Origin of the sequence: Actinoalloteichus spitiensis RMV-1378, assembly GCF_000239155.1 — a bacterium.
GTDB classification, from domain to species: domain Bacteria; phylum Actinomycetota; class Actinomycetes; order Mycobacteriales; family Pseudonocardiaceae; genus Actinoalloteichus_B; species Actinoalloteichus_B spitiensis.
Genome location: NZ_AGVX02000115.1, coordinates 1 through 16,302, shown reverse-complemented (window position 1 = coordinate 16,302; position 16,302 = coordinate 1). Strand labels below are relative to the sequence as shown.

Annotated in this window: 13 protein-coding genes; 9 read left to right on the top strand and 4 right to left on the bottom strand. The window is 71.7% G+C overall.

The annotated features are described in order from the left end of the window. Window positions 1–48: 48 nt before the first annotated feature. On the bottom strand, window positions 49–1,539 hold the full coding sequence (locus ACTIDRAF_RS0206005) for an LVIVD repeat-containing protein (protein ID WP_052168718.1): 1,491 nt from the start codon (window positions 1,537–1,539) through the stop codon (window positions 49–51). A gap of 471 nt (window positions 1,540–2,010) precedes the next feature. Here ACTIDRAF_RS0206005 and ACTIDRAF_RS0206000 point away from each other — a divergent pair, with 471 nt between their 5' ends. From ACTIDRAF_RS0206000 to ACTIDRAF_RS0205990, 3 genes are all read left to right on the top strand, one after another. Further along, window positions 2,011–2,688, top strand: coding sequence for a DUF305 domain-containing protein (locus tag ACTIDRAF_RS0206000; RefSeq protein WP_016697817.1), 678 nt, complete (start codon window positions 2,011–2,013; stop codon window positions 2,686–2,688). 173 nt (window positions 2,689–2,861) lie between these two features. Next, complete coding sequence (locus tag ACTIDRAF_RS0205995; RefSeq protein ID WP_016697816.1) at window positions 2,862–3,611, top strand: S1 family peptidase; 750 nt, start codon at window positions 2,862–2,864, stop codon at window positions 3,609–3,611. Window positions 3,612–4,027: 416 nt separating this feature from the next. Continuing rightward, on the top strand, window positions 4,028–4,777 hold the full coding sequence (locus ACTIDRAF_RS0205990; RefSeq protein WP_016697815.1) for a S1 family peptidase: 750 nt from the start codon (window positions 4,028–4,030) through the stop codon (window positions 4,775–4,777). A 100-nt stretch (window positions 4,778–4,877) separates the two neighbouring features. On the opposite strand, the gene ACTIDRAF_RS0205985 is transcribed toward ACTIDRAF_RS0205990, so the two are convergent. After that, window positions 4,878–5,909, bottom strand: coding sequence for a LacI family DNA-binding transcriptional regulator (locus ACTIDRAF_RS0205985; RefSeq protein WP_016697814.1), 1,032 nt, complete (start codon window positions 5,907–5,909; stop codon window positions 4,878–4,880). Window positions 5,910–6,270: 361 nt separating this feature from the next. On the opposite strand from ACTIDRAF_RS0205985, the gene ACTIDRAF_RS0205980 reads away from it, so the two are divergent. Both ACTIDRAF_RS0205980 and ACTIDRAF_RS0205975 read left to right on the top strand, forming a co-directional pair. Then, window positions 6,271–7,593, top strand: a complete 1,323-nt coding sequence (locus ACTIDRAF_RS0205980) for a Gfo/Idh/MocA family protein (RefSeq protein WP_026065824.1) — start codon at window positions 6,271–6,273, stop codon at window positions 7,591–7,593. Between the two features lie 99 nt (window positions 7,594–7,692). Further along, window positions 7,693–9,732: a beta-galactosidase gene (locus tag ACTIDRAF_RS0205975; protein ID WP_039786025.1), complete on the top strand. Its 2,040-nt coding sequence runs from the start codon at window positions 7,693–7,695 to the stop codon at window positions 9,730–9,732. A 42-nt stretch (window positions 9,733–9,774) separates the two neighbouring features. On the opposite strand, the gene ACTIDRAF_RS0205970 is transcribed toward ACTIDRAF_RS0205975, so the two are convergent. Then, window positions 9,775–10,389: a DUF3558 family protein gene (locus ACTIDRAF_RS0205970; protein ID WP_016697811.1), complete on the bottom strand. Its 615-nt coding sequence runs from the start codon at window positions 10,387–10,389 to the stop codon at window positions 9,775–9,777. Window positions 10,390–10,538: 149 nt separating this feature from the next. Then, on the bottom strand, window positions 10,539–11,660 hold the full coding sequence (locus tag ACTIDRAF_RS0205965; RefSeq protein WP_016697810.1) for a LacI family DNA-binding transcriptional regulator: 1,122 nt from the start codon (window positions 11,658–11,660) through the stop codon (window positions 10,539–10,541). A 383-nt stretch (window positions 11,661–12,043) separates the two neighbouring features. Here ACTIDRAF_RS0205965 and ACTIDRAF_RS0205960 point away from each other — a divergent pair, with 383 nt between their 5' ends. From ACTIDRAF_RS0205960 to ACTIDRAF_RS0205945, 4 genes are all read left to right on the top strand, one after another. Next, window positions 12,044–12,367: an L-rhamnose mutarotase gene (locus ACTIDRAF_RS0205960; protein ID WP_016697809.1), complete on the top strand. Its 324-nt coding sequence runs from the start codon at window positions 12,044–12,046 to the stop codon at window positions 12,365–12,367. Window positions 12,368–12,446: 79 nt separating this feature from the next. Then, the gene (gene rhaI, locus ACTIDRAF_RS0205955) at window positions 12,447–13,628 is read left to right on the top strand and encodes an L-rhamnose isomerase (protein ID WP_016697808.1); all 1,182 of its coding nucleotides are present in this window, start codon (window positions 12,447–12,449) and stop codon (window positions 13,626–13,628) included. 97 nt (window positions 13,629–13,725) lie between these two features. Continuing rightward, window positions 13,726–15,846 (top strand): bifunctional rhamnulose-1-phosphate aldolase/short-chain dehydrogenase, encoded by a 2,121-nt coding sequence (locus tag ACTIDRAF_RS0205950; RefSeq protein WP_016697807.1) that lies wholly within the window; start codon window positions 13,726–13,728, stop codon window positions 15,844–15,846. A 64-nt stretch (window positions 15,847–15,910) separates the two neighbouring features. After that, window positions 15,911–16,186, top strand: a complete 276-nt coding sequence (locus ACTIDRAF_RS0205945; protein ID WP_342626674.1) for a LuxR C-terminal-related transcriptional regulator — start codon at window positions 15,911–15,913, stop codon at window positions 16,184–16,186. Window positions 16,187–16,302 lie beyond the last annotated feature (116 nt).

Sequence of the window (16,302 nt, the reverse complement as noted above, 5' to 3'; positions counted from 1 at the left end):
GCCCCGTTACCGGGGTGGGGCCGTCGTCGCGGCGGCCGGCCGTTGGCGTCAGTTGCCCGGCACGACCAGGCCGTCCGGCCAGTCGTACACGTACTGGGTCTGCGGGTTGAACTCGTCGAAGGTGACCCGCTTCGCGGTGTTCGTCCTCGGGTCGTCGAGCTCGACGACGTCGAGGCCCCGCTGCATCCCGTTGGAGTAGATGTAGCCGTTGTAGTAGTAGGCCGACCACGAACCCCCGCCCTGGAGGCGGTCGGGGTTCAACGGCCCGCGGTCGAAGTAGGCGATCTCCCTCGGCCGGGCGGAGTTGGTGAAGTCGAAGACGGAGATGCCGCCCTGGTACCAGGCCTGCACCATGAAGTCGCCGTGCTTGGTCGGGATCAGCGATCCGTTGTGCGCGACGCAGTTCTCGGTGTCCTCCTGGTGGCGGGGGATCTTGTAGTAGCTGCGGAACTCCAGCTTCGTCTCGCCGTCCCGCTCGACCAGGTCGTAGATGCCGTTGGCGCCCCGCGTCGGACCAACCTCCTCGTTGCAGGTGGCCGCGCCGCCGCCGCCGAGCTCGTCGGTGAAGACCACCTTCGTCCCGCTGTTGTTGAAGGTGGCGGAGTGCCAGAAGGCGAAGTTCACGTCGTCGCGGACCCGTTCGATGACGACCGGGTTCACCGGGTCGGCGATGTCCATGAGGATGCCGTCACCCATGCAGGCGCCGGCGGCGAGGTTCTTGGCCGGGAACACGGTGATGTCGTGGCATCCGGTGGTCTTGCGCTGCCCGACGGGCGGGCCGGGGTTCCCGGTGTCCCCGGGGAAGAGCACCGGCTCGGCGATCAGCGCGGTGGCCGCCGGATCGTCCAGCGGAACCTCGATGATGGAGATCTTGTTGTGCGGTGGCTGGCACTGGGGGAAGTTCACCGAGGGCGCGTAGGAGGAGATGTACAGGTAGACGACCTCGCCGCCCTCGTCGGGCACGAGGGTGTGGGTGTGGGAGCCGCAGTCGGTGCGGACGTCGGCGACGTAGCGGGGGCTCGTCACGTCGCTGATGTCGAAGACCCGGATCCCTTCCCACCCGTCCGGGTCGGCGGCGGTCGTCGACTCGGAGTCGCAGGTGTTGTTGGTGCGCGGGTAGTCCACCGACAGGAAGAGCAGGTCCCCGTGAACGGAGATGTCGCCCTGCCCGCCCGGGCACCACACCTGGGAGGCGATCTCGGGTTCCTCCGGGTTGGAGATGTCGTAGACGACGAATCCGTTGTAGTTCCCGAAGAACGCGTAGTCGTCCCGGAAGCCGATGTCGCTGCCGACGCTGTCGGTGTTGTCGAACGGCGCCTGCTTGGGCAGGTGGGCGACGTGACGGATGTTGTCGCTGTGGAAGACCTCCTCGTCCACCGACTGCGGGAGGACGTCCGCGGTGGCGAACGGGTCGGCCTCGAGCGGGTCCGCGGGCTGCGCGTTGGCCGGCACGGCCAGCGTCGCGGCGGCCGCGAGCCCGGCGGCCGCGCCCAGAGCCGCCCGGGCTCTGCGCCCACGGGAATGGAAAGCCTGCCTCACGATGATCTCCCCTCGGGAATGCGCCCCCCCCCGGTGGCACGTCGAACCACCTAGCAGTATGTGGAGGATCATCGCTCCCCATATATCCGCCGAAAGAGTGATGATTTCACCAGAATCTTATGTGGCTGGACACTGTGCGTCAGGTCGGCGGTAGGCGCTGGTGGGGGCGCTGCTCCGGGTGTCGTGCGACGTCGTGGTTCCGGCGCTCGGCGATTTTCCCCCCTGGTGAGTGGGATTCCGTGTCAGGGATGTGAATGTTGTGTTTCACCCGTTCGGCCGTGAGCGGGGTGAGGTGTGGACGATCGCGGGAAGAATCGGGAAGTCGTCGCTCCGGTCTGGGAAACGGCGGTTCCCGCGCTTAGGCTGGCTCCTGGGGCGGGACCCGCTCGGTGGCGCGCTCCGGCGGCTCCACCGTGGACCACGGGGGTTCCGGGCGCCGCCCGATCGGTGACGGGATGACGGGAGGGTCGGATGCGGGTGCGGCACGCGGGCGGACCGGGGGCGTCGGGCGTGGGGCGGTTGACCGTCCTGGCCCTCGGCGCGGTGCTCCTCGCCGGGTGCACCGCCTCCGAGGTGGACGAGCACGCCCAGGCCCCGGCACCGCCGCTCGTCGCGCCGGGCGGGCCAGGTGACGAACCCCGCCACGTCGCCCCCGACGGTCCGCTCAGCGCCGGGCAACCCGAGCCCAACGAGCACGACCTCACCTTCGTCGACATGATGGTCCCCCACCACGAACAGGCGCTGGAGATGGCGGCGCTCGCCCCCGGCCGGGCGGAGGACTCCCGTGTCGTGTCGCTCGCCGGGCGGATCGAGGGGTCCCAGGGCCCGGAGATCGGCGCCATGCTCGGTTGGCGTGACGGGGTCGTCGACGCGGCAGGGCACGCCCACCACGGGGATCACCACGGGCACGACCACGCCGACATGCCGGGCATGGCCACGCGGGAGGAACTCGCCGAGCTTGCCGGGTCCGAGGGCGCGGACTTCGACCGGTTGTTCCTCCACCTCATGATCGCCCACCACGAGGGGGCGCTGGAGATGACCGACGAGGTTCTCTCACGCGGGGCGGACGTCACCCTCCAGGCGATGGCGGCGGACATGATGGTGGGGCAGACGGCCGAGATCGACACGATGCGCGAACTGCTCGGCTGATTCCGCTCGGTGACGGCCCGCTGCTCCGTCCGGGTAACGAGGTGGACAACGCCGGACTAGCTCCCGGTTGATCCTTTTCGTCTTCACTCGATCGTGTGAAACTCACCGCGAGGTTGGATTCCTCGTTCCCTGCCCATGGCGGGCTGGTCGCCCGCCCAAGCCGAGGAGTTGAGTTGCGCCCACTACGAGTTGTCGCCGCTGCGGCCTGTCTCGCGATCAGTGGTCTGGTCGCCCCCCTGGCGGGAGCCGCCACCGCCGAACCGGCCGAACTGGACACGGCCAACCAGCCGATGATCATCGACGGGAACTTCGCCGAGGAGACCCGCGGCGCGGCCCGGTTGTTCCGCAACGGCGCCGAGGTGTGCTCGGCCACCGTCATCGCCCCTGAATGGGTTCTCACCGCCGAGCACTGCGTCACCAGCAGCGGCAACAGCATCCGGTACGGCGACCTGGACCAGCACGCCGGCACCCTGGTGCACCAGGCTCCCAACGGTGTCATCACCCACCCGAGCGCCGACCTGGCGTTGATCCGGCTCGCGAACGAGGTCGACACCGAGTTCACCCCCCTCGCCCCGAGCCAGCAGGTCGCGGTGGGCGACACGGTCCAGACCTACGGCTGGGGAGCCACCTGCATCCCCGCGCCCGGCCAGGGCGAGGCCAGCTGCCAGTCGCAGTACCTCAAGTACGCCAACGTCCAGGTCACCGGGGTCGACGGCACCTGTCGCGGGGACTACCGGGGCGGCCTGGGGGTGTGCGGCTCCCGCATCGACGGCATCCCGGCCGGTGGTGACTCCGGCGGCCCGATGTTCTCCGAGTCGGGCTACCAGATCGGGGTCGCCTCCACCAGCGACCGCCGCAGCGTCACCGTCTACACCCACATCACCCCGTACCGGGACTGGATCACCCAGCACACCGGTGTCTGAGCGGTGACACGCTCCGCCCGCAGCGTTGTCCGTCCTCCTGGGAGGGGCCGGCTGTGAGCCCTTGGCGCCCCGGGTCGTACCCACCGGCCCGGGGCGCCGCGCCGTACCGGGGCCGGTGGATGGGGAACGGGGTGGACGGGCACGCCGCCCGTCGGCCCGGGCGGTGTCCGACCCGCCCCAGCGGCGGAACGACCGGCGGGGTGCGTGAACCGTGACCCGGGGCGCTGTAGGACCCTGCTGCTGGAGTCGGGTGTGGGAACGCTACCGAGGTGGTCGCCGCCCGCCCGGAGACGTGTTGGGCAGGGCCGAAGGACGATCTTGTCCTCTCGGTCGCGGACCTGCCAGGCTTCCTCCGCTCGTGATTCCCGCGTCCGCGCGGCGGCTTCCCACGTCGCCCGCGTGAGAGGAGTTTTCTCGTGCGTTCCCTACGTCTCCTGGCCGTCGCGGCCTGCGTCGCACTCGGCGGCCTGGTCGTGCCCCCGGCGGCCGCCGCCGACACCGCCGGCTCCGCGTCCACCGCTGCTCCCCAACCGATGATCATCGACGGGCACCGCGCCGAGGAGGATCGCGGTACCGCCCGCCTGCTTCGGGATGGGACCGGGGTGTGCACCGCCACCATCATCGCCCCCGAGTGGGCGCTCACCACCAAGTGGTGCGTCACTCCGGAAGGCCAGTACTCCCTTCGCTACGGCGCGCTGGAGGAGGACGGCGGCTCGGTGGTCGAGCAGGCACCGAACGGTGTCGTGGCGCACCCCTCGGCCGGCATCGCGCTGGTCCGCCTCGACAGCCCGGTGCAGGCGGACTTCGCTCGGCTGGCCCGGACCCAGCAGGTGGTCCCCGGTGACCATGTCCAAGGCTACGGCTGGGGACGCTTCTGCGTCGCCGCTCCCGGCAACCAGGCCGACTGCGAAACCACGTACCTCAGGTACACCGAGCTGAGGGTGAGCGCCGTGGGACTGGTCTTCCAGTGCGGTGGAGTCACCCGGCAGAACCACGTGTGCGTCACCAGGATCGACGGCATCCCGGCCGGTGGTGACTCCGGCGGTCCCCTGTTCTCCGAGTCCGGCTACCAGATCGGGGTCTCGTCGACGTCGGACAGCATGTTCGCCTCCTACGTGCACGTCCCCGCCTTCTACGACTGGATCAGCGAGGTGACGGGTATCTAGGACCGAGTGCCACCGCCCCGCGCCGGCCTCCCACTCCCCGGGAGGCCGACCGGGGAGGGCCATCCGGTCGCACGGGAGCGGATGTCCGGCACCCTGGTGCTCAGCGGGGCGGCGGGGCCGTGCTCTGGCGGAGCACCACCTCGGCCCGGGTGCGCACCGTGCGCGTCCCCCGGATGGGCTGGTCGCCGAAGGCCAGCCGGGCGGCCTGCTCGCCCATCTGCTCCAGGGGCAGCCGGACCGTGCTCAACGAGGGCACCAGGTCGCGGAGGGTGGGGATGTCGTCGAAGCCGGCCACCGAGAGATCCGCGGGGACCCGCAACCCCTGGTCCCGGATGGCGGCCATCGCCCCGGTCGCCATCACGTCGTTGACGGCGAACAGGCAGGTGATGTCGCTGTCCCTGGCCAGCATCTCCCGGGTCGACTGGTAGCCGCCGTCCCGGGTGAACGCCCCGTGCACCAGGACCGGCTCCGGGAGGGCGTCGTCCCGGCTCGCCAGCCCCTCCAGGAACCCGGCGGTGCGGTCCACCGCGCTGACCAGGTCGGCCGGGCCGGCGAGGATCCCGAACCGCCGGTGACCGAGTTCGGCCAGCCTGCTCGCCAGGGCGCGTGCCCCGTCCTGGTTGGCGGGCACCACGGTGTGCACCGGGAGGCGGTCCTGCGAGATGCACGCCACCCGGCCGCCCTGTTCCATGAAGGCCACCATTTCGGTGCTCAGCCGTTCGGTGTGCAGGGACTCGGTCGTGCGGCTGCCGGCGAGCACGACGGCGCGGGCCCGGTGGGCGCGCAGTGTGGAGAGCAGCGACAGTTCCCGGTCCGCCTCGCGGCCGGTCACACCGAGCACCACCACCAGCCCCCGGTCCTCGGCGACCCGGCTGACGCCGGCGGCGATGCTGGAGAAGTAGGGGTCGGCGATGTCGTGCACGAGCAGCCCGACCACGGGAGACGCGCTGCGGGCCAGTGCCTGGGCTGAGGCGTTCACCAGGTAGCCCAGCTCGGTGGCCGCGACCACGACCCGGTGCCGCAGCTCCTCGCCCACCCTGCGGTTCGAGCCGTTGAGCACCCGGCTCGCGGTCGCCAACGAGACCCTCGCGTGTTGGGCCACCTCGACCAGGGTGGGTTGTCGTCGTGCCACCGCCCCTCCCGATGTCAGCTCCGTCGCTCCGCACCAGCCTGGCCACACACCGCCGGAATGGTTGGGAAAGCACTTTCCGCCCTGCGGATGATGGCAGAGGCTGCTCCGGCCGGGTAGGTGGTCCTGCCTCGGGCTCGCCACTGGCCGGAACCGGTCAGCGGCCGGGCGGTCGCCCTGGTAAGCGCTTGCTGGGCGGGTTGGACACAGGTTGAATCCGCACAGGCAGCGGCCGAGGCCGGCACGAGGACGCCGGGGCGACGGCCGGACGGCCGGGGTGGCGGCGGGACGCGCGGAGCGGCCGGTGCACGCGCACTCGCCCCGGCGAGAACAGGCTCAGCGCCTGTGGAAGGAGCACCTCAAGGTGAGTGACGGCAGACAGCGGACGCGGTACGCGCTCGTCGGGCTGGGATCCCGGGCCGAGATGTACGTCAACGCGTTGGCCGGTGGGTTCCCGGACACGGCCGAACTGGTCGCGCTGTGCGACTCCAACCAGACCAGGATCGCCGCCTACAACGGTTGGCTCACCGACGCCGGCCGTCCGGCCTTGCCCGCCTACACCCCCGACCGCTTCGAGGAGATGCTCACGGCCGAACGCGTCGACGCCGTGGTCGTCTGCACCACGGACAGCGCGCACGACCACTACCTCGTCTCGGCGATGACCAACGGGCGCCGCGCCATCACCGAGAAGCCCATGACGGTCGACGTGGCCAAGTGCCGGGCGATCCTCGACACCCAACGCCGGACGGGCGTCCCGGTGGAGGTTACCTTCAACTACCGCTACAACCCGGTGCACCAACAGGTGCGCAGGCTCCTGGCGGAGAACACCGTCGGACGGGTCGGCTCGGTCACCTTCGAGTGGTTGCTCGACGTGCAGCACGGGGCCGACTACTTCCGCCGCTGGCACCGGGAGCGCGAGCACTCCGGCGGGCTCCTCGTCCACAAGTCCAGCCACCACTTCGACCTCGTCAACTGGTGGCTGGACGACCGGCCCGACCTCGTGTTCGGCATGGGGCGGCTGTTCTTCTACGGCGCGTCCAACGGTGCCCGGCACGGGCTGGCCCGCGACTACACGCGCGCCGCCGGCTCCGAGGAGGCCAGGAGTGACCCGTTCGCCCTGGACCTCGCCGCGTCCCCCCGCATGCGCGCGCTCTACCTCGACGCCGAGCACGAGGACGGGTACCTGCGGGACCGCAACGTCTTCGGCTCCGGCATCACCGTCGAGGACGACATGTCGGTGCTCGCCCGCTACCGGTCCGGGGTCTCGCTGAACTACCAGTTGCACGCCTACTCGCCCTACGAGGGGTATCGCGTGTGCTTCAACGGATCCGGCGGCCGCCTCGAACTCGCCGTGCGGGAGAACGACTACGCCCGCTCGCCCGTCGAGGACGGCTTCCGCCTCGAACGACCGCCGGGCACCGACGCCGCCGACTTCACCCGCGCCACCATCACGCGGTACCCGCTGTTCTCCGAGCCGGAGGTGCTGCTCGACGAACCGCTCAAACCGGGGCACGGCGGCGGCGACGAGCTGATGCTGCGCGCCCTGTTCGGACCCCCGCAGGCCGACCCGCTCGGCCTGCGGGCCGACCACGTCGCCGGGGCGACCGCGCTGGCGGTGGGACTGGCCGCCACCGAGTCGTTCCAGACCGGCGCACCGGTCCGGGTGTCCGACCTGCTCCCGCTCTGACCGATCCCGGCCCGAGGGCCGCTACGCCCACCCACGACCGTCCAGACCCGACAGCGCGACGACCGGCGGCGCCAGCCGCGGAGAGGGAAGCAGCTACTGATGACCAGGAGCATGGAGGCTGTCCGAGCACGCCTTGGCGGCTTCGCCTACGGCGGCGACTACAACCCCGAGCAGTGGTCGGAGGAAGTGTGGGCCGAGGACCTCCGGTTGATGCGGGAGGCCAAGGTCTCCCTCGTCAGCGTCGGGATCTTCTCCTGGGCCAGGGTCGAACCCCGCCCCGGCCAGTTCGACTTCGCCTGGTTCGACCGGGTTCTCGACGGGCTCGCCGAGAACGGGATCGGCGCCTGCCTGGCGACCATGACGGCCTCGCCCCCGGCCTGGCTGGGCCGGCTCTACCCGGAGACGCTGCCCGTGACCGTCGACGGCACCCGCCTCTCCCACGGGTCCCGCCAGCACTACTGCCCCTCCAGCCCGGTCTACCGGGAGCGCGCCGCCGAACTGGTGCGGCGCATCGGTGAACGCTACGGCGACCACCCGGCCCTCGCGCTCTGGCACATCAACAACGAGTACGGCTGCCACCTGCCCGCCTGCTACTGCGACGAGTCCGCCGTGGACTTCCGCCGCTGGCTGCGCAGCCGCTACACCGACATCGACGAGCTCAACACCGCCTGGTACACCGACTTCTGGTCCCAGCGGTACACCGACTGGGACGAGATCCTGCCGCCGAGGACCGCTCCCTTCCACTCCAACCCCGGACAGCGCCTCGACTACGCGCGGTTCACCTCCGACGCCTTCCTGGCCTGCTACCGCATGGAGGCCGACATCCTCCGCGCGGCGGCGCCCACCGTGCCGGCGACCACCAACTTCATCAGCTCCGGAGCCTCCATCGACGGTCACGCGTGGGCGGAGGAGATGGACGTCGTCTCCTACGACGCCTACCCGGACCCCTGGGACCGGGAGAGCCAGCGCGAGATCGCCTTCAACTCGGACCTCATGCGGTCACTGCGCGCCGGTCAGCCCTGGCTGCTGATGGAACAGGCCACCAGCGGGGTGAACTGGCGGGACCGGAACTCGCCCAAGGCCCCGGGGGTCATGCGGCTGGACAGCTGGCAGGCCGTGGCGCAGGGCGCCGACGCCGTCATGTTCTTCCAGTGGCGGGCCTCCCGGGGCGGCACCGAGAAGTTCCACGCCGCGATGCTGCCGCACGCGGGGGAGAACACCCGCATCTTCCGCGAGGTGTGCGCCCTGGGCGACGAACTGGTCAGGGCGCGCGAGGTCGCCGGGAGCCGGGTCGTCGCCGACGTGGCGCTGCTGCTGGACTGGTCGAGCTGGTGGGCGCTGGAGATGGACTCCCACCCGAGCGTCGACGTCCGCCAGGTGGAGTCCAGCCTGGCGCACTACACGCCGCTGTTCGAGGCCGGCGTGGCCTGCGACGTCGTGCACCCGGAGTCCGACCTCAGCCGCTACCGGCTGGTCATCGCGCCCAACCTCTACAGCGTGAGCCCCCAGGGCGCGAGGAACCTCCGCGAGTACGTCCGGGGCGGTGGCCACCTGGCCGTGTCCTTCTTCTCCGGCATCGTCGACGACCGCGACCAGGTCTACCTGGGCGGATACCCGGGCGCCTTCCGCGACGTGCTGGGCGTCTGGGTCGAGGAGTTCTGGCCGCTGCCGGAGAACGGCACGGTGCGGGTGCGGGGCCTGGGCGGCGATCCCGGCGCGGAGGTGCTCGGTACCGTCTGGTCGGAGCAGATCCACCTGGAGGGCGCCACCACCCTCGCCTCGTTCGCCGGTGGCGAGCTGGACGGCTCCCCGGCGATCACCCGCAACGAGTTCGGCTCCGGGGTCGCCTGGTACCTCGGTACCCGGCTGCCCGAGGACGCCATGCGCGGCCTGGTCGACGCGATCCGCGCCGAGGCCGGGGTGGAACCGGTGCTGCCCGACCTCCCGGCCGGGGTCCGCGCCTGGGAGCGGGTCGCAGAAAGCGGGGACCGCTACCTGCTGGTGCTCAACCGGGGCGAGGAGCCGGTGCGGATTCCGCTGCCCACGCCCGGAACCGATGTCCTCCACCCCGGGGGCCCGCTGACCGAGGTCACGGTGGACCGGCGGGGAGTCGCGGTGTTGCGCCTCGCCCGGGACTAGCCGACCGGACCCCACGTCCGTGCCCCCTCTCCCCGCGAGGGGTCAGCCCGGGTCGTGGGGCAGGCGCGGCTCCACGGTGCCGGCGACCGCCTCCGCGAGCGCGCAGGCGGTGTCGGTGCCCTCGCTGCTGCGGGCCCGCACGAGGGCGTGCGCGTCGGGACCGAGCGCGATCGTCAGATCGCAGGCATTGCCCTCGGTCGACCGCAACGCGGGCCGGGAACCCACCTGGGTCTCCACCGCGTCGCCAGGCAGCGTGCTGGGGTCGAGGCCCTTCAGGGCGGAGAAGCCGAGCAGCAGGGTCGGGCCGCCGCTCTCCAGCGCGGGGACGCGGCAGGATGCGAGCTCCCTGCCCGGCATCGACTCCGCGGCTGACGCGTCGACACCGAAGGACGCGGCCTCCTCGGCGGTCAGCAGCCCGCACAGCTGGATGAGCGTCGCGTCCTCGGTGGCGGACGGCTGGGTCCCCTCGGGACCAGCCCCGGTGGAGACCGGGGTGCCGGGTGCCTGCTCGGGGGGCATTCCGGCGCTCGGGTCGATCGCCGTGCTGCCGGCAGCGCTGGTCGCCGGCGGTCCGTCGGCGGGCAGCGCACGGCCCCCCTCCTCCGTCGTGCAGGCGGTGAGGACGGCGCAGGCGAGCAGTGCCCAGGACGTCGTCACGACTGGCGAACGCGAAGAACCCGTCATGGCTGGTGCCTCCCGGTGATCGGACGGTGGCATGGAGTACCGCGGCGGGCCAGCGTACGGGGTCCTTCCTGGGCGGTCACGGGGGATGTCGCGGGCGGCCCGCCGGTTCTCCCGGTGTCCGGTCAACCGGCGGGTTCCGGCTCCTGCGCGGCGAGCCGGCCGCCGAGGTCGTGCACCGGCCGCAGCAGCGCACCCCACGCGGGGCCGTCCGGCGCCCGGCTCCTGCCCTCCCGGTGACCGGTGGACTCACGGACCACCAGCTCCGGGGTGAACACCACCTGCTGGTGCTGGTGCCGGGAGCCGGCGCCCTCCGCGATGACGAGGTCGGCGGCGGTGCGTCCCAGCAACGTCGCGGGCTGTCGGACGGAGGTCAGCGGAACGGCGGCCGCGGCGGCGAAGTCGATGTCGTCGTAACCCACGACGGCCACGTCGTCCGGCACGGACACGCCGGCCCGCAGCAGCACCTGGAGCAGCCCGAGCGCGACGAGGTCGTTCACGCAGAACACGCCGTCCGGTAGCGACCCCCGCGCCAACAGCTGCTCGGCGGCCCGCTGGCCCGCCGCGACGTCGAGGGTGGGCACCTCCAGGAACTCCAGGCCGCCGGGGTCGTGGCCGGCGTTGCGCAGCGCCTGCTGCCCGCCGGCGTGCCGTTCCGCGCACTGCCGGGTCGCGGGTGAGCCAGCGATCATCGTGAGGCGACGGCGCCCGGTCGCCAGCAGGTGGGTGACGGCGATCTCCCCGCCGACCCGGTCGTCGACGGCCACCGAGCACAGGTCGTCCGACTCGGCCGGATGACCGACCAGGACCACGGAGACCCCCCGGGCGGCCAACTCCCGCGCCGAGGACAGGTCGTCCTCCACAGGGGACATCAGCACCCCGTGCACCTGCTGCTGGGCCAGCAGTTCCAGGTGCCGGGACTCCCGGTCCCGCGATCCGTCGCTGTTGCAGAGCATCACGGCGTGCCCGGCCTCCGTCGCGGCCGCCTCCACCCCCTTGGCGAGGTCGGTGAAGAACGGGTTGCCGACGTCCAGGACGACCAGACCGATGGTGCGGGCGGTTCCCTGCCGGAGCTGACGCGCCGACTCGTTGCGGACGAAGCCGAGTTCGTCGATGGCGGCGAGGACCCGTCGGCGTGTGGCGGGGGCGACGACCGACGGCCGGTTGAGCACGTTGGACACCGTTCCCACCGACACCCGGGCGGCCCTGGCCACCTGCCGGATGCTCGCTGCTGCCTGCTGTCCCACCGCACCTCCCGCTGGGCAGACGCCGAGACGCTGGCTGACGTCTTGAAACGTGTCAATCACCGTGATGGAGTCGCTTCCCGCACCGTGGGGGAGCCTGGAGGAAGTATGCCGCACTGGTCGGAATGCTCGGGCAAAAAGTCCCGCACGAGAGGTTGACACCGCGAAGAGGCGTGCTGCAAACTCAGCACAAGCGCGTTGTTGAAACGATTCATTAACCCGGTGGCAACCCAGGACGAGGGGGCGGCCGGCGTTTGTCGGGACGACCCACTCAACGAGGAGGCCGGGCGCATGATGCGGTCGCGCGCAATGACGGGTTTTCGGCACGTTCGGGCCGAGTTGGCGACGGGTTCCGTTCGCGGACGCGTGGTGCGTGGTGGTCGCTCATGACCCAGCGGATCTGCTTCACGCTCCAGGTGCGCCCTGACCGCCTGGAGGAGTACCGCGAACGGCACGCGAACGTCTGGCCGGACATGCGGAAAGCGCTATCCGAGTCGGGGTGGCGCAACTACTCCCTCTTCCTCCGCGAGGACGGCCTGCTCATCGGCTACCTGGAGTGCGACGACTTCGACGCCGCCAGGGAGGCGATGAACCGCACCGAGGTCAACGCCCGCTGGCAGGCGGAGATGGCCCCGCTGTTCGCCGACCTCGACTCCGGCGCCGCCGACGAGGACATGAGCCCGCTACCCGAGGTCTTCCACCTCCCCTGACGGTACCCCCGCGCCCCACCGACCCCGCGACCCCCGGTCGCGGCGGTCGCCGCCGTCCACATCCGCAAGGAGCCTCCTGATGACCGAGATCAGTCCCAGTCGCAGCGCCACGGTGAAGTCGATCCTGCGCGGCCTGCGGATCGAGACGCCGTCCTGGGCCTACGGCAACTCCGGGACCCGGTTCAAGGTGTTCGCGCAGGCCGGAGTGCCCCGCACCCCGCAGGAGAAGATCGACGACGCCGCCAAGGTCCACGAACTCACCGGAGTGGCACCCAGCGTGGCCCTGCACATCCCCTGGGACAGGGTCGACGACTGGGCCGGGCTCGCCGCCCACGCCCGCGACGCCGGCATCGAACTCGGCGCGATCAACCCCAACGTGTTCCAGGAGGACGACTACAAGCTCGGCAGCATCTGCAACCCCGACCCCGGAGTCCGCCGCAAGGCCACCGACCACCTGCTGGAATGCGTGGAGATCGCCGAGCAGACCGGCTCGAAGATCCTGTCGATGTGGGTCGCCGACGGCACCAACTACCCGGGGCAGGACGACATCCGAGCTCGGCAGGACCGGCTGGCCACCGCGCTGCGCGAGGTCTACGACCGGATGCCCGAAGGCATGCGGCTGCTGCTGGAGTACAAGTTCTTCGAACCCGCCTTCTACACGATGGACGTCCCCGACTGGGGCACCTCCTACGCGCACTGCGCACAGCTCGGACCGGCGGCGCAGGTCCTCGTCGACACCGGGCACCACGCACCGGGCACCAACATCGAGTTCATCGTGTCCTTCCTGCTGCGGGCCGGGATGCTCGGCGGCTTCCACTTCAACTCCCGCTTCTACGCCGACGACGACCTCATCGTCGGCCTGGCCGACCCGTTCCAGCTGTTCCGCCTCATGTACGAGGTGAACCGGGGCGGCGGCCTGGCCGCGGACTCCGACGTCGCCTTCATGCTCGACCAGTGCCACAACATCGAGCCCAAGATCCCCGCCATGATCCGCTCGATCACCAACGTGCAGGAGGCCACCGCCAAGGCGCTCCTCGTCGACACCGACGCGCTGCGCGCGGCCCAGGAGGCCGGTGACGTCCTCGGCGCCAACGAGGTGCTGATGGACGCCTACCACACCGACGTGCGGCCACTGGTCGCCGAGCTCCGCACCGACATGGGCCTCGACCCCGACCCGATCACCGCCTACCGCCGCTCGGGGTACCAGCAGCGCATCGAGGCGGAACGGATCGGCGGGAACGCGATGGGCTGGGGAGCCTGACCGCCCCGGGGCACCCGGCCCGGCCGGGTGCCCCGCCAGCAGCCAGTGGAACACCGTCCCGGGACCGGGGCGGACGAACAGGGAAGAGTGGAACGCAGTGTCGAGTTCAGCGTCAGGCGCCCCGGACACCGCTCGGGGAACGCACCCGGAGGTCAGCGCGCTCATCGCCCGCTGCCACGACCTCGGCTCCGACCCGCGCAACACCAACTACGCGGGTGGCAACGCCTCCGTCAAGGCGTCCGGAACGGACCCGGTGACGCGCGAACCCGTCGAGCTGATGTGGGTCAAGGGCTCCGGCGGGGACCTGGGCACCCTGACCGAGGAGGGCCTGGCCGTCCTCCGGGTCGACCGCCTCCGGTCCCTCGTCGACGTCTACCCGGGGGTGGACCGCGAGGACGAGATGGTCGCCGCCTTCGACTACTGCCTGCACGGCAAGGGCGGCGCCGCGCCGTCCATCGACACCGCCATGCACGGCCTCGTCGACGCCGCCCACGTCGACCACCTGCACCCCGACGCGGGCATCGCCCTGGCCACCGCCGCCGACTCCCGCGAGCTGACCGCCCGCTGCTTCGGCGACCGCGTCGCCTGGGTGCCCTGGCGGCGGCCCGGCTTCCAACTCGGCCTGGACATCGCCCAGATCCGCCGCGAGAACCCCCAGGCCATCGGCGTCATCCTCGGCGGCCACGGCATCACCGCCTGGGGTGACACCTCCGAGGAGTGCCGCGCCCACTCCCTGGAGATCATCCGCACCGCCCAGGAGTTCATCGACACCCACGGCCGGCGGGACCCGCTCGGCGCCGTGGTGCCCGGCTGGGAACCCCTGCCCGCCGAGGAGCGGCGCGCGCGGGCGGCCGCCCTCGCCCCCGTGCTCCGGGGACTGGCCTCCACCTCGCTGCGGGAGACCGGCGAACCGGTGCCCGGCCGCGGCCTGCTCGGCCACTTCACCGACACCGACGTCGTCCTCGACTTCGTCTCCCGCGAACGGATGCCCGAGCTCGCCGCCCTGGGCACCTCCTGCCCGGACCACTTCCTCCGCACCAAGGTGCGGCCACTCGTCCTGGACCTGCCCCCCACGGCTCCCCTCGACGAGACCATCACCCGGCTGCGGGAGCTCCACGCCGCCTACCGCGACGACTACCGGGCCTACTACGAACGGCACGCCACCCCCGACTCCCCCGCGATGCGCGGCGCCGACCCGGCCATCGTGCTCGTGCCCGGAGTCGGGATGTTCTCCTTCGGCGCCGACAAGCAGACCGCCCGCGTCGCCGGCGAGTTCTACGTCAACGCCATCAACGTCATGCGCGGCGCGGAAGCCCTGTCGAGCTACCAGCCCATCGACGAGAGCGAGAAGTTCCGCATCGAGTACTGGGAGCTGGAGGAGGCCAAGCTGCGGCGGCGGCCCAAGCCCCGGCCCCTGGCCGGCCGGATCGCCCTCGTCACCGGCGGCGGCAGCGGCATCGGACGGGCCACCGCCCGTCGTCTCGCGGCCGAGGGCGCCTGCGTCGTCGTCGCCGACCGGGACGGCGACGCCGCCGCCGAGGTCGCCAACGAACTCGGAGCCAGCGCCCTCCGCACCGCCGACGTCGCCGTTCCCGTCACCGTCGACGTCACCGACACCGACGCCGTGACGGCCGCGGTCGACGCCGCGGTCCTCGCCTTCGGCGGGGTCGACCTGGTGGTCAACAACGCGGGGCTGTCCATCTCCAAACCCCTGCTGGAGACCACCGACGCCGACTGGGACGTGCAGCACCGGGTGATGGCCCGCGGCTCCTTCCTCGTCGCCCGCGCCGCCGCCGCGGCCATGGCGGAGCAGGGAATCGGCGGGGACATCGTCTACGTCGCCAGCAAGAACGGCGTGTTCGCCGGACCCAACAACGTCGCCTACGGCGCGGCCAAGGCGGACCAGGCGCACCAGGTCCGACTGCTCGCCGCCGAACTGGGCGCGCACGGGATCCGGGTCAACGGCATCAATCCGGACGGCGTGGTCCGTGGTTCCGGCATCTTCTCCGGCGGGTGGGGAGCGCAGCGCGCCGCCGTCTACGGGGTGCCCGAGTCCGAGCTGGGCGAGTTCTACGCCCAGCGGACCCTGCTCAAGCGCGAGGTGCTCCCCGAGCACGTCGCCGCCGCCGTCCACGTCCTGGTCGCCGGCGAGCTGACCAGGACCACCGGGCTGCACGTGCCGGTGGACGCGGGAGTCGCCGCGGCGTTCCTGCGGTAGGGCGCCGCACGGCGCCCGTCGGAAGCGTTTCCGGGGTCGGTCGAGGACACAGGAGGAGGTCCCAGTGGTTGCGGTGGCTATGCGCGCGACGGCACTGAGTGCGGAACGGGTTCGTGCCGAACAGAGCAGGACCGACTGCGCCGGGGAGGTGCGGCTGACCCGTGAGGAGCGCCAGATTCTCGCGCTGCTCGCGGAAGGCTACCTCCTGGACGGCATCGCCAGGCGGATGTGCACGTCCAACCGGACCCTGCGCCGCAGGATCAGGGGCGTGTGCGACCGGCTCGGCGTGCAGACACCCATCCAGGCCGTGGCCTGGGCCGCCCGACGCGGGCTCATCTGAGCCCACCACGGGCGGCGACGACCGGACGCGGCGGCGGCACCACCGCGACGACCGCCCCACGGGCGGCGGCAACCGACAGGACGAGCGCGGCGGGGCACCCCACCGGGTGCCCCGCC